The following is a 13,329-nucleotide window of genomic DNA, read 5'->3' as shown; positions in this document are numbered from 1 at the left end:
GCATCAGGCGCGCCCCGGCGCCGTCTCCGGCGTACACCGTCGGAGCAACCGACGGGAGCCACGATGAACCAGCCGCTCGACCACGCCGCCCTCGAGATCCGCACCGCGCCGCAGAATATCGAGATCGAGCAGCAGCTGCTCGGTGCGCTGTTGGTGAACAACGAGGCCTTCTATCGCGTCTCCGACTTCCTCAAGACCGAGCACTTCTTCGTCGAGCCGCACCGGCGCATCTACGAGATCGCCGGCAAGCTGATCCGCTCGGGCAAGGTCGCGACGCCGCTCACGGTCAAGACCTTCTTCGGCGCGGAGGAGACCATCGCCGAGCTGCCCGCGGTGGAATATCTCGCGCGCCTCGCCGCCAACGCCACGACGATCATCAACTCCGAGGACTACGGCCGCTCGATCTTCGACCTCGCGGTGCGGCGCCAGCTCATCACCATCGGCGAGGAGATGGTGAGCGAGGCCTACACCGCCGACGTCGACACCAGCCCGCGCCAGCAGATCGAGGGCGTCGAGCGCAAGCTCTACGAGTTGGCCGAGAACGGTGAGATCAACCAGGGCTTCATCGACTTCACCAACGCGCTGACCGCGGCGGTCGAGATGGCGGACGCGGCCTTCCACCGCGCCGGCTCGCTGTCGGGCATCGCGACGGGCATGTCCGACCTCGACCGGCTGATGGGCGGCCTGCAACGCTCCGACCTCGTCATCCTCGCCGGCCGCCCCGCGATGGGTAAGACCTCGCTCGCCACCAACATCGGCTTCGCCATCGCGCGGGCCTACCGGCGCGGGGTCGAGAACGGCGTCAACAAGACGGTGGACGGCGGCATCGTCGGTTTCTTCAGCCTGGAGATGAGCGCCGAGCAGCTGGCGACGCGTATCCTCGCCGAGCAGTCCGGCATCTCCTCGGCGCTGATCCGGCGCGGCGCCTTCGAGGAGCACCAGTTCAACGACCTCGTCTCGGCGGCGACCGCGATGCAGACGCTGCCCTTCTACATCGACCAGACCGGCGGCATCTCGATCGGCGCGCTGGCGGCTCGCGCCCGGCGGCTGAAGCGGCAGAAGGGGCTCGACCTCCTGATCGTCGACTATCTCCAGCTCCTGTCCGGCTCGGGCAAGAACGCCAACGCCAGCCGCGTCAACGAGATCACCGAGATCACCACCGGCCTCAAGGCGCTGGCCAAGGAGCTGGAGGTGCCGATCGTGGCGCTCTCCCAGCTCTCGCGACAGGTGGAAAACCGCGAGGACAAGCGCCCGCAGCTTGCGGATCTGCGCGAATCCGGCTCCATCGAGCAGGATGCGGACGTGGTGCTCTTCGTGTTCCGCGAGGAGTACTACCTGCAGTCCCGCAAGCCGCCGGAGGGCAGCCAGGAGTTCTTCGAGTGGGAGGCCAAGATGGAGGCCTGCCACGGGATCGCCGAGGTCATCGTCGCCAAGCAGCGCCATGGCCCGACCGGTACGGTGAAGCTGCAGTTCGAGGCCGAGCTGACGCGCTTCGGCAACCTCGCCCCCGACCAGGTGGCGGTGACCTACGAATAGGACGCGCGAGTAGGACGGACCAATGGCGGATTTCGAAAAGGACGCGGTGCCGGTCGGCTACGTGCACGCGACGGTGACCTTGTCGGGCGAGGCGAAGCTGCTCGCGGCGGAGCTGGAGCGGCTGCGCGTCTCGGGGCTGGTCGACCGGGCCAATCTCGAGGTGGTGGTGCAGCGCTCCAAGCTCGACACGACGCCGGAGCTGAAGCGCCTGCCGCCGATCGTGAAGGGCAACTCGGAGGACACCGACGCGGACCTGCCGACGATCGAGAAGCGGCTGGGCGAGAAGGAGCTGGCCTTCCTCGCCGAGATGATCCGCCGGTTCGAGGCGATCACCACCGAATGAGCCCCGCCCGCGCGCCCATCGCACCGGACGCCCCTCGCACCGGACGCCGGTCGCGCCCTGATGGCCGGTCTCGCCCTGATTGCGCCGGGGGCCCGCCGCCTCACGGTCGCCGCCGGTTGCGACCGGCGTGCAGCGCGGTAGTCTGACGTCATGTCCGCCGCCGCGCCCCCCGCCCCACCCGCCTGGACCGGCTCACGCCTGACCGTCGACCCGGAGGCCGTGGCCCGCAACTGGGCCACGCTCGCCGCCCGCACCGGCGCGGCCTGCGGGGCCGTGGTCAAGGCGGACGCCTACGGGCACGGGATCGAGGCCGTCACCCCCCGGCTCGCCGCGGCGGGCTGCCGCACCTTCTTCGTCGCCTTGCAGAGCGAGGGGGCGCGGTTGCGCGCGATCCTGCCGGAGGTCGACATCTACGTCCTCAACGGCGTCTTCGAGGCGACGGCGGACGCGATCCGCGACGGATTGCGGCCCTTCCTCTCCTCCCCCGCCGCGTTGGCCGACTGGCCGGCCGACGCTCCCTTCGCTCTCAACGTCGACACCGGCATGAACCGCCTCGGCGTCAGCGTGCCCGAGGCGCTGGCCTTCGACGGACCGCCTCCCGCATTGATCGCCAGCCACTTCGCCTGCGCCGATATGCCGGACCACTCGCTCAACGCAGCGCAGGAGGCCGCCTTCGCCACCGCCCGCCGCGCCCACCCCGCGGTGCCGGCCTCCTTCGCCAACTCCGCCGCCATCCTGACGCGGCCCCAGGCGCACTACGACCTGGTGCGACCAGGCATCGCCATGTATGGCGGTCTCTCGGCCGAGGGAGCGGCGGCGCTGGAGCCGACCGTGCGCCTGGAAGCCCGGGTGATCCAGGTGCGCCGGACCGAGGCGGGCGAGACCGTCGGCTACGGCGCGGCGGAGACGATGCGGCGCCCGAGCCGGGTCGCCATCGTCTCGCTGGGCTACGCCGACGGTTATATTCGCCAGTCGGGCGGGTCGGACCTCACCGCCGGGGCGCCGGCCTCCGTCAACGGGGTCGCCGTGCGCCTCGTCGGCCGCGTGTCGATGGATCTCATCGCCGTGGACGTCACCGACGCGCCCTGCGAGCGGGGCGACTTCGTCGAGCTGATCGGCCCCGACGTGCCGGTGGACACCGTCGCCGCGCACGCCGGTACCATCGGCTACGAGCTGCTCACCGGCCTCTCGCGCCGCGCCGACCGGCGGGTTGGCCCCCTCTAGCCCGCCCCAGGGCGTGGAAAACCACGCAAAATCAACAAAATACAACCGTCATTGCAACGCCCGGCACAACGGCCTTGCCCGATCTCTTCCCCTGGACCGCGGCGCACCTCGCCGCCGAGCGAGGGGAGAGAGCGCATGCATACGAACTCGCGTCGTCGCCGGCCGGCCACCGGTGCCCCGCGGCGCCGTCTCCCGCCGGCCGAAGCGCCCGCGCCGACCTGATCCGTCTTCGGCGTCCGGGAAGGCCCGCCCATCGCACCCCGCCATTCGGGGGAATTCGGCGGCTGGGGGCGACGGAACATGTGCGCATCGGGGACCAACGGCGCGCATGGACTTTCGCTTCCGTGTGCGATGGGGCACCACGGTCCTTCGATCAAAGGACGGGTCGAACGATGTCGCGGCGCTCGCCGGCGACGCAGCCGACCCCATCGACCCGGCCCACCGGGCGCCGATCCGCGGCAGCCGTCGACATCATGGGGTGCGGCTGCCACCCGGACCCGTCCCGCGACGGTCCCGACGACGGCCGGGCGCTGCGGCGACCGGCCTCGCCAAAGGAGCTGCCATTGGCCAAGCGCGCCGCTCGCTTCGTGTGCCAGGAATGTGGGGCCGTCACCTCCCGCTGGGCGGGCAAGTGCGAGGCGTGCGGCGAGTGGAACACCATCGTCGAGGAGGCCGCCACCGCCGACATCATGACCGCTGCGACGGGCAAGACCTCGCGCGCCAAGGGCCGGCGCCTCGCCCTCTCCTCGCTCGACGCGCCGATTCCCGAGGCGCCGCGTATCGAGACCGGCATCAGCGAGTTCGACCGCGTGACCGGGGGCGGGCTGGTGCCGGGCTCGGCGGTGCTGATCGGCGGCGATCCGGGCATCGGCAAATCCACGCTCCTCCTCCAGGTCGCGGCGACGCTGGCCGACACCGGCCGCCGCGTCGTCTACGTCACCGGCGAGGAGGCGACGGCGCAGGTCCAGCTGCGCGCGCGCCGCCTGGGGGCCGACCGGTCGCCCGTCGCGCTGGCGGCGGAGACCGAGGTCGAGACCATCCTGGAGACGCTGTCGGCCGGCCCGCCGCCGGCGCTCGTCGTCATCGACTCCATCCAGACGTTGCAAACCTCCATCGCCGAGGCCGCGCCCGGCACCGTGACCCAGGTGCGAGCCTCGGCCCAGGCGCTGATCCGCTATGCAAAGTTGTCGGGCGCGGCGGTCATTCTGGTGGGACACGTCACCAAGGACGGCCAGCTCGCCGGCCCCCGCGTGGTGGAGCACATGGTCGACGCGGTGCTGACCTTCGAGGGCGACCCGTCCCACGCCTTCCGCCTGCTGCGCGGCTCGAAGAACCGCTTCGGACCGACCGACGAGCTGGGCGTTTTCGAGATGACGGGCGGGGGTTTGCGCGAAGTCGCCAACCCCTCGGAGCTGTTCCTGGGCGAGCGGGACGTCTCCTCGCCGGGCGCGGCGGTGTTCGCCGGGATGGAGGGCACGCGCCCGCTCCTGGTCGAGGTCCAGGCGCTGGTGGCGCCCTCGCGCCTCGGCACGCCGCGTCGCGCGGTGATCGGTTGGGATTCCTCGCGACTATCGATGGTGCTGGCGGTCCTGGAAGCACGGTGTGCGCTTGTGCTATCCAACTACGATATCTATCTCGCGGTGGCAGGGGGAATGAGAATTGCGGAGCCGGCGGCGGACCTTGCAGTTGCGGCAGCGCTGATTTCTTCTCGCGCCGGGATCGCGCTCCCGGCCGACGTGGTCTATTTCGGTGAGGTCAGTCTGTCGGGCCGCGTGCGTCCGGTCCCCCATGCGAATGGGCGGCTCAAGGAGGCGACGAAGCTCGGCTTTCGCGGAGCCATCGTTCCACCGCAAGGAGCTGCGGATAGCGAGGGTTGCGCAACCAGTGAGGTTGCATTGCTTAGCGATTTGGTTCACCGCATCGCCCCAAATGGCTTCGCCGACGAGCGGCAGGCCTCCTCTTTCGGAGACGATTGATGAATATCGCGATCCTCGACGGCGTGGTTATTGCCGTGGTGTTCATTTCGGCAGTGCTGGCCATGTTCCGCGGCTTCGTCCGCGAGGTGCTGAGCATCGCCGCATGGGTCGCCGCTGCGGTCCTCGCCTACATGTTCTACGAGCAGGCCCTGCCCTACGTCTCGCAGTACGTCGACAATCAGACCATCGCGATCGGCCTGTCCGCCGCCGGCATCTTCCTGGTCTCTCTCATCGTCGTCTCCCTCATCACCATGAAGATCTCCGACTTCGTGATGGACTCGCCCGTCGGCGCGGTGGACCGCCTGGTCGGCTTCGTCTTCGGCGCGGCGCGCGGGCTGCTTCTCGTGGTCGTCGCGGTGATCTTCTTCAACTGGCTCGTCGCCGCGCCGGACCGTCCCGCCTGGGTCACCACCGCCGCCTCCTATCCGAAGCTCTCCGAGCTGGGCGAGCGCCTGCTGGCGGCGATCCCGGACGATCCGGAGCAGGCCATCCGCGGCGCCTTCGAGGACGGCGGAGACTCCACCCCGGCGCCCACCACGCCCGGCTCCAGCACCGACGCGGCCGCCCCGTCCTACCAGCCCAACCAGCAGCAGGAGCTCGACCAGACGATCGACGCGGCCTCCGACCCGGCGACCGGGAGCGATGACAACACCGTCATCCAGCCCCAGCCGCTCGGCGGCGATACGCCGAGCTCGAACTGAGTTGGCGCGCCTGATCGATACCGACGACCGCTTCCACGACGAATGCGGTGTCTTCGGGGTCTTCCGGAACCCCGGCGCGAGCGCGCTGACGGCGCTCGGGCTCCATGCGCTCCAGCATCGCGGGCAGGAGGCGGCGGGCATCGTCGCCTGCGACCGCGGCAAGTTCCGGCTCGAGCGGCACATGGGCCTGGTGGACGACAACTTCACCAGTCAGGAGGTCATCGACCGCCTGAAGGGTGACCGCGCGATCGGCCACAATCGGTATTCGACGACAGGCGAGCCCGCCTTGCACAATGTCCAGCCGCTGTTCGCCGAGACGGCGATCGGCGGTTTCGCGGTGGCCCACAACGGCAACCTCACCAACGCCCGCAAACTGCGCGAGACGCTGCGGGCCTCGGGGTCGATCTTCCAGTCCTCGTCCGACACCGAGGTGTTGATCCACCTCCTCGCCACCTCCCCCAAGGCGACCTTCATCGAGCGCTTCGTCGACGCGATCCGCCAGATCGAGGGCGCCTTCGCCCTCGTCGCGCTGACGGACAACCTCATGGTCGGCTGTCGCGACGCGCTGGGCATCCGCCCGCTCGTCATCGGCGACTACGAGGGCGCCTACGTCCTGGCGTCCGAGACGTGCGCGCTCGACATCATCGGCGCGCGCTTCGTGCGCGAGGTGGAGCCGGGCGAGATGGTCGTCCTCTCCGAGCGGGGACTGGAGTCCGTCCGCCCCTTCCCCGAGCGTCCCTCCCACCGCTTCTGCGTGTTCGAGTACGTCTATTTCGCGCGGCCCGATTCCACCATCAACGCCCTCAATGTCTACGACGTGAGGAAGCGCATCGGGCACGAGCTCGCCAAGGAGGCACCCGCCCCGGCGGACATCGTCGTCCCCGTGCCCGACAGCGGCACCCCCGCCGCGATCGGCTATGCCGAGGGCGCGGGCATCCCGTTCGAGCTGGGCATCATCCGCAATCACTATGTCGGCCGCACCTTCATCGAGCCGTCGGATCAGATCCGGCATATGGGTGTGAAGCTGAAGCACAACGCCAACCGCGCGCTGCTGAAGGGCAAGCGCGTCGTGCTGGTCGACGATTCCATCGTCCGCGGCACCACGTCGATGAAGATCGTGGAGATGGTGCGCGACGCGGGCGCGGCGGAGGTGCACATGCGCATCGCCTCCCCGCCCACCACCGATTCCTGCTTCTACGGGGTCGACACGCCGGAGAAGTCGAAGCTCATCGCCTCGCGCATGTCGGTCGAGGAGCTGACCCGCTACATCCGGGTCGACAGCCTGGCCTACCTGTCGATCGACGGTCTCTACCGCGCGACCGGGCAGGATTCGCGCCACGACGTTCCCCAATATTGTGACGCCTGCTTTACCGGCGAGTACCCGACGACGTTGACCGATCGGACGGACCACCTGCCGCAAGACCATCTGGCGTTCCTCGAGAAGGCCTGATGGACGACACAACGACCGGACTGTCCGACCCCGGCCGCCTGGACGGGACCCTCGCCGTCGTGACCGGTGCCACGCGCGGCATCGGCGAGGCGGTCGCCGTCGACCTCGCCGCACGGGGGTGCCACGTCATCGCCGTCGGCCGCAAGGTCGAGGCACTGGAGGCGCTGGACGACCGCATTCGCGGTGTGAACGGCATGGCGACCCTCGTCCCCATCGAGCTGACCGACGGGCCGGGTGTCGACCGCCTGGGCGCCTCGATCCACGAGCGGTGGGGAAAGCTGGACATCTTCGTCGGCAACGCGGGGCTGCTGGGGCGGATCGCGCCGCTGGCGCATGTCCCGGCCAAGGTGTGGCAGGAGACGTTCGACGTGAACGTGTCGGCCAACTGGCGGCTGATCCGCACGCTGGATCCGGTCCTGCGTGCCGCCACGGCGGCGCGCTGCGTGTTCCTCACCTCGGGTGCGGCCACGAAGCTGCGGCCCAACTGGGGCCCCTACAGCATCTCCAAGGCCGCCCTCAACGCGCTGGTCGCGACCTATGCGGCCGAGGTCGCCAACACCCCGATTCGCGCCAACCTCTTCTCCCCCGGCCCCATCCGCACGCTGATGCGCGCCGCGGCCGTGCCGGGCGAAGACCCGATGACGCTTCCCACCCCCGAGGACGTCGCGCCCTACATCGCGGCGATGTGCGCGCCGTCCTTCACCCGCAACGGCGCGACCTGGTCCTTCCCCGAGCGGGACTTCGTCTGAGCCGGCGGCGGCGTCACCCGGCCCGCGCCAGCAGAACCCGCAGCCGGTCGAGCGCCTCGGCCGGCCAGACGGCGGCGCGGTCGTAGTAGGCGGGGACGGCGGCGACGTCCGGCGGCAGCACCACCCATGGGCGCTTCGTCTCGGTGAAGATGTGGATGTCGGGCGCGATGGAGTGCGGCAGGTCGAGGGTGCCGACGCGCACGAAGCGCGTCAGGGCGCCGAGGGTCGGATAGTTGCTCCACAGCGCCACCCGGCAGCTCGGACAGCGGGCGACCACCTGTCCGCGCCCGCTGGCGCTGGGGGTCGCGAGGAGCTCCGGCTCGTCCGCCACGTGGCGCACCCGTTCCGCCTCGATCATGGCGTTGACGGCGAAAGCCGCACCGGTCTCGCGCTGGCACCACGTACAGTGGCAGGCGTGGACGACGAGCGGCGGCCCCTCCATCGTGTAGCGGATCCGGCCGCACGTGCAGCCTCCCGAATGGATCCCGTCGTTCATTCCCGCCCTCCGATGCTCGCGTCGGCGCCAGCCTAGCGCATTTCCGCTGCGCCGACGCTCACCGAAGATGCGGCTTCGACCGGCGTGACGGGCCGCGGGCCGCGGGACGCGGCGGGGCGACCGGGGAGCGCCGCCGGCAACCGGCGGAGGTCCGGATCGTCAGCCCTCCAGCCACTTCTTCTCGACGATGATCTGTTCGTCGGGCACGCCGTAGGCGCGCAGGTCGTGGATCACCGCCTTCATCATCGAAGGCGGGCCGCAGACGTAGAAGCGGTTGTCGAAGCCGACCATCTCGTCGATGAAGGCGGCGTCGATCTTGCGCTGCGGGTGCGGACCGGAGGCGTCGGTGGTGACGAAGATCGTGCGCAGGCCGCCGATCGCCTCCCACGTCTCGCGCAGGATGATGTCGTCCTCGGTCTTGTTGGAGTACATCAGCGCGCAGCCGCGCATCCCGTTGTTGCGCTCCCGCTCCAGGATGATCGGGATGAACGGTGTCACCCCCGCCCCGCCGGCGACGAACACGCCCGGCCCTTCGTCGCGAATGTCGCCCGAGGGATCGTCGACGAAGACGCGGTCCCCCGGCACCAACTGGCCGATGCGCTCGGTCACCCCGTCATGGTCCGGGTGGTCGGCGGTATTGTAGATCTTGATGATGAAGTCGAGCTGATCCTGGTCGGGCAGCGACGTGATCGTAAACGGCTTGCCCGCATCCCGAAAGCCGGGAACATCCAGACCCCAGTGACTGGCTTGACCGGGCCGGAAATGATACCTGGCGGGACGGTCGAACACGAGGTGAACCGTATCGTGCGTGACATGCTCTTTGCTCTGCAATGTCAGTGTATGGTTCATCAAGCTGTCTCCATTCATACATGGAGAGAACGCCGGTCCCCCGAATTTTGTTCTATGTGGGCGCCGTTTCGGCCGTAATTTCAGTCTATCGCCACGCCGAGCGCTTGCATATCGGCAAACGCGGCCGCGAGCGAACCGTCGAGATCGATCGCCCGGCACAGCGCCATATGCACCGTCACCGCGTAGCCCAGGCGTGCCGCGTCGCGGGCCGAATAGGCGACGCAGAAGTCGGTCGCGAGACCGACGATGGTCAGCGAGGCAATCCCGCGGCTGCGCAGGTAGCCGTCGAGCCCGGTGGGAGTGGTCTGATCGTTCTCGAAGAAGGCGGAGTAGCTGTCGACCGTGCGGTGGAAGCCCTTGCGCACGACGAGATCGGCGCGGTCGGTCGCGAGGTCGCGGTGGAAGGCGGCGCCGTGCGAGCCGACGACGCAATGGTCGGGCCACAGCACCTGCGGGCCGTAGGGCATGTCGGTCGTCTCGAACGGGGCGCGGCCGGGGTGCGACGAGGCGAACGACGAGTGCCCGGCCGGGTGCCAGTCCTGCGTCAGGATCACCGACGGCGCGGCGGCCATCGCGGCGTTGATGCCAGGGACGATGATGTCCCCCTCCGGCACCGCCAGTGCGCCACCGGGGCAAAAGTCGTTCTGAACGTCGACCACCAGGAGCGCGGTGGATACGGCCGGCCGGCTCACATCAGCCTCGCGCCGTCGGGGACGTCCTTGTCCGGCACGGCGAGGACGATGGCGCCTTGCGCATCCTCGTAGCCGAGCACCAGCACCTCGGACATGAATTTGCCGATCTGGCGCGGCGGGAAGTTGACCACGGCCATCACCTTGCGGCCGGGAAGCTCCTCCGGCGTGTAGTGCACCGTGATCTGGGCGGAGGACTTCTTCTCGCCGACCTCGGGACCGAAATCGATCCGCATCTTGATGGCCGGCTTGCGGGCCTCGGGGAAGGGTTCCGCGGCGACGATGGTGCCGACCCGGATGTCGACTCTGAGGAAGTCGTCGAAGACGATGGAGGGGCTGAGTGCGCTCATGCGGCCCGTCTAGCATGCTCGGCGCGCCGTGCCACCTCACCCGCGTGCCGCCTCGTCGCCGTGGCGCCGTCAGGACGCCGGCTTGTCGGCCTCGTCGCTCTCGCCGTCCTCGCGCGGGGCGGCGCGATTCTCCGGCGCGCCGGCGCCCTCCGCACCGTCGTGCGCGGCTTCGCGCGCCGCCTCTGGGCGGGGCGCCGCCTCCCTTTGCGCCGGCTTCGGCGCGTCCAGCGGGACGGCATCCGCGATCGCTTCCGTCAGCGGCGCGGCGTCGTCGAACGGCATCGCGGTCTGCGAGGGGGCGGCGGTGAAGCTCGGCGTCTCGTCGTTGGCGGCGTCGGCGTGCGCGTGCACCCACTCCGGCGCGCGCCGCTCCGGCTCGTAGGGGTGCGGCTCATGTGGGTGCGGGTGCGGCTGCGGCTCGGCTTCGGCCACAGGTCGCCGGACCGCGGCGGGTTCGGGCGCGGCGTCGCCAGTCGCGGACTCGGTGGGCTTGCGGGTGCGGATCGCGGGGCCCAGCCAGCGCGCCAGGCGATTGTGGCGGCTCTCGGTGCGGCGCAGCTCCTGGTCGAGCGCGGCCATGGTGCGCGGCATGCCGGAGTCGTCCTCGTCGACGAACACGCGCAGCACCCGCATGAAGGCGGCCGTCAACGCCTGCGCCGCCACGCTGCCGCGCAGGCCCGACGCGTCGATCCCCGCCGCAGCCAGCATCCACACCTGCGAGCGCACCGCCATGGCGTTGAGCGACAGGCCCAGCGCCGGATCGCGCGCGGCCGAGCGGATCAGCGACTTCAGCGCGGCACGGTGCGGGCCGAGCGCGTCGAGCCGGCTCATCAGCACATCGAACAGGCGCTCGCGCGGCGGCTGGTCGGCCATGTCCTCGAACGAAGCGGCGAGGACCTCCTGGTCGATCCGGCGCACGAACCCATCGAGGATCGCCCCACGGCTCGCGAAGGTGGCGTTGAGGACCGAGAGGCTCACCCCAGCCTCGTCGGCTATGTCCTGGATGGAGATGCGGTCGAAGCGCTTCGTCTCCAGGAGCCGCAGCATAGCGTCGATGATCTGGTCGGTCGTGTTCACCGGTTCCTCCCGTGAAGGCGGGGCAATCCCCGCCGGGCCCTTCGGGCGGGAGGCCGCCGGCCTAGCTGCCCAGCTCGCGGGAGCGTTTGGCTGCCGCGGCGACGGCCTCGGTCATCAGCTCCGTCAGCGCGCCGGTGTCCGCCAGGACATTCAGCGCGGCGGCGGTGGTGCCCCCCGGTGAGGTGACATTGCGGCGCAGCTGCGCCGGATCAAGCGGGCTGCGCCCAAGGAGCGCACCGGCACCGACCACGGTCTGCCGCGCCAGCGTCGCGGCGACGTCCTCCGGCAGCCCCTGCGCCACGCCGGCTGCGGCGAGCGCCTCGGCGAGGTGGAAGACGTAGGCCGGGCCGGAGCCGGAGACTGCGGTCGCGGCGTCGATCAGCCCCTCGTCCTCCACCCACGCCACCTTGCCCAGCGCCGACAACAGCTCGTCCGCGATCTCGACCACATGCTCGGGCGCGTCGATCGCGACGGCGGCGGTCATCCCCTGACCGATCGAGGACGGGGTGTTGGGGATCGAGCGGATGATCGGCCCGCGCCCCAATTGCTTGAGCGTGGCGACGGTGATGCCGGCGGCGATCGAGACGATCACCGTCTCGTCGTCGACGTTGCCCTGGAGCGTCGGCAGAACCTCGGCCATGCTCTGCGGCTTGACCGCGAGGACGATGGTGTGGGCGACGATGTCCGGCGGCGATGCGAGGAAGCGCAAGCCCGGCCGGCGCGGCGTGTCGATCCCGGCGGCGGGGTCGACGACGATGATCGAGCGCGGATCGGTTCCCGCGTTGAGCCAGCCTTCCAGCATGGCGCCGCCCATGTTGCCGGCACCGACGAGAAGGAGAGGACGTTCAGGCGACATGTCTCGTTCTTTTGCTTCCGCGTCCCGGATGAAATCCGAACTCACGCCTCACCGACGGTTTCGAAGAGGGCGCCTTCCAGCGCCTCCGCGGCGCTCTTGCCCGCCCAGACGACGAACTGGAACGCCTGATAGTGACTGTCGCACGTCTCCACCGCGTGTGACAGGAGCGCCTGGACATGGCCGGACGCGGGTAGCTCGTCCCCGGCGAGGAGTTGCGTGTGGCGGAAGATGACGACGCCTTCCTTGCTCCAGAGGTCGAAGTGGCCCATCCACATCCGCTCGTTGACCAGCGCCAGGAGGCGGGTGACCTCGGTATAGCGCGGCTCGGTCACCTTCAGATCGAAGGCGACGGCGATGTGCAGGCTGTCGAATTCGTCCATGTGGGTGAAGGCGACGTGGTAGGCGCTCCACCGACCGTGGACGGAGATGGTGATTTCGTCGTCCCCGACGCGCTCGTAGGTCCAGTCGTTGCCGTTGGCCACCTCTTCGATGCGGTCGATAGGATTGGCGGTCACAGTGAATTCGTCGTAGTCGATCAAGCTCATCGCTGATCCTTTCAGCACGCGGGGAGAGCGGCCCCTTCGGGCTCCCGCGCTTGGGACGACGTTGATAGCGCAAGGGGCGAATCCCGCGCTGTCGCCGACAGGAGATCAGATAAGGTGCGGCATGGAAAGGGCGCGGGGCCCGCGGTCCACGGCGCGGACTATTGCGGACCTTGCCCCTCAATCCCGGCGCCAGATCCGGCCGCCGTCTCCCCCATCGGCGTGGCCAGACGGGCCTCCAGCGCCTCCACGCGGGCGCGCAGAGCGTCGACCTCGTCGGCTGCGCGCACGGCCATCGCCTTCACCGCCTCGAACTCGTCCCGCTGCACGACATTGGCCTCGGCCAGGAGCCGTTCCACCTGGCCGCGCATGGCGCCTTCGACCTCGCGGCGCGCACCTTGGGCGACCGCGGCCGCGTCCGTCGCCAGGCGGGCGATCTCGTCGATCAAGCGGTTATTGGTCTGTGTCATGACGCTCTCCAATCCAAGGCG

The 13,329-nt window shown here is 69.8% G+C and carries 15 protein-coding genes; 7 read left to right on the top strand and 8 right to left on the bottom strand.

Annotated elements, in window-relative coordinates:
- The first annotated feature begins 63 nt into the window (after window positions 1–63).
- From MRB58_RS18850 to MRB58_RS18820, 7 genes are all read left to right on the top strand, one after another.
- The gene (locus tag MRB58_RS18850) at window positions 64–1,536 is read left to right on the top strand and encodes a replicative DNA helicase (RefSeq protein ID WP_244778633.1); all 1,473 of its coding nucleotides are present in this window, start codon (window positions 64–66) and stop codon (window positions 1,534–1,536) included.
- A gap of 22 nt (window positions 1,537–1,558) precedes the next feature.
- Entirely contained in the window at window positions 1,559–1,879 is a 321-nt protein-coding gene (locus tag MRB58_RS18845) for a hypothetical protein (RefSeq protein ID WP_244778632.1), read from the top strand.
- Window positions 1,880–2,029: 150 nt separating this feature from the next.
- Window positions 2,030–3,103, top strand: coding sequence for an alanine racemase (alr, locus tag MRB58_RS18840; RefSeq protein ID WP_244778631.1), 1,074 nt, complete (start codon window positions 2,030–2,032; stop codon window positions 3,101–3,103).
- Window positions 3,104–3,666: 563 nt separating this feature from the next.
- Window positions 3,667–5,079, top strand: coding sequence for a DNA repair protein RadA (gene radA / locus MRB58_RS18835; protein WP_244778630.1), 1,413 nt, complete (start codon window positions 3,667–3,669; stop codon window positions 5,077–5,079).
- Window positions 5,079–5,780 (top strand): CvpA family protein, encoded by a 702-nt coding sequence (locus MRB58_RS18830; protein WP_244778629.1) that lies wholly within the window; start codon window positions 5,079–5,081, stop codon window positions 5,778–5,780. Before radA ends, MRB58_RS18830 begins: the two co-directional genes overlap by 1 nt.
- On the top strand, window positions 5,722–7,230 hold the full coding sequence (purF, locus tag MRB58_RS18825) for an amidophosphoribosyltransferase (RefSeq protein ID WP_371747201.1): 1,509 nt from the start codon (window positions 5,722–5,724) through the stop codon (window positions 7,228–7,230). Before MRB58_RS18830 ends, purF begins: the two co-directional genes overlap by 59 nt.
- Window positions 7,230–7,979 (top strand): SDR family NAD(P)-dependent oxidoreductase, encoded by a 750-nt coding sequence (locus tag MRB58_RS18820; protein ID WP_244778627.1) that lies wholly within the window; start codon window positions 7,230–7,232, stop codon window positions 7,977–7,979. The genes purF and MRB58_RS18820 overlap by 1 nt, the downstream gene beginning before the upstream one ends.
- 13 nt (window positions 7,980–7,992) lie before the next feature.
- Here the strand turns inward: MRB58_RS18820 and MRB58_RS18815 are convergent, their stop codons facing one another.
- From MRB58_RS18815 to MRB58_RS18780, 8 genes are all read right to left on the bottom strand, one after another.
- The gene (locus MRB58_RS18815) at window positions 7,993–8,475 is read right to left on the bottom strand and encodes a GFA family protein (RefSeq protein ID WP_244778626.1); all 483 of its coding nucleotides are present in this window, start codon (window positions 8,473–8,475) and stop codon (window positions 7,993–7,995) included.
- Between the two features lie 159 nt (window positions 8,476–8,634).
- The gene (locus MRB58_RS18810; RefSeq protein ID WP_244778625.1) at window positions 8,635–9,324 is read right to left on the bottom strand and encodes an FAD-binding oxidoreductase; all 690 of its coding nucleotides are present in this window, start codon (window positions 9,322–9,324) and stop codon (window positions 8,635–8,637) included.
- A gap of 80 nt (window positions 9,325–9,404) precedes the next feature.
- The gene (gene pncA / locus MRB58_RS18805; protein WP_244778624.1) at window positions 9,405–10,016 is read right to left on the bottom strand and encodes a bifunctional nicotinamidase/pyrazinamidase; all 612 of its coding nucleotides are present in this window, start codon (window positions 10,014–10,016) and stop codon (window positions 9,405–9,407) included.
- Window positions 10,013–10,363, bottom strand: a complete 351-nt coding sequence (locus MRB58_RS18800) for a tRNA-binding protein (protein WP_244778623.1) — start codon at window positions 10,361–10,363, stop codon at window positions 10,013–10,015. Before MRB58_RS18800 ends, pncA begins: the two co-directional genes overlap by 4 nt.
- A 69-nt stretch (window positions 10,364–10,432) precedes the next feature.
- Window positions 10,433–11,440: a TetR/AcrR family transcriptional regulator gene (locus MRB58_RS18795; RefSeq protein WP_244778622.1), complete on the bottom strand. Its 1,008-nt coding sequence runs from the start codon at window positions 11,438–11,440 to the stop codon at window positions 10,433–10,435.
- Window positions 11,441–11,501: 61 nt separating this feature from the next.
- A complete protein-coding gene (gene proC, locus MRB58_RS18790; protein WP_244778621.1) occupies window positions 11,502–12,296 on the bottom strand; it encodes a pyrroline-5-carboxylate reductase in 795 nt (264 codons plus the stop codon).
- A gap of 41 nt (window positions 12,297–12,337) precedes the next feature.
- Entirely contained in the window at window positions 12,338–12,841 is a 504-nt protein-coding gene (locus MRB58_RS18785; protein WP_244778620.1) for a YbjN domain-containing protein, read from the bottom strand.
- A 158-nt stretch (window positions 12,842–12,999) separates the two neighbouring features.
- The gene (locus MRB58_RS18780) at window positions 13,000–13,308 is read right to left on the bottom strand and encodes an accessory factor UbiK family protein (protein WP_244778619.1); all 309 of its coding nucleotides are present in this window, start codon (window positions 13,306–13,308) and stop codon (window positions 13,000–13,002) included.
- Window positions 13,309–13,329 lie beyond the last annotated feature (21 nt).

Source organism: Acuticoccus sp. I52.16.1 (assembly GCF_022865125.1).
In the GTDB taxonomy this organism is placed as follows: Bacteria; Pseudomonadota; Alphaproteobacteria; order Rhizobiales; family Amorphaceae; genus Acuticoccus.
This window is presented reverse-complemented; position numbering and strand designations above follow the sequence as displayed.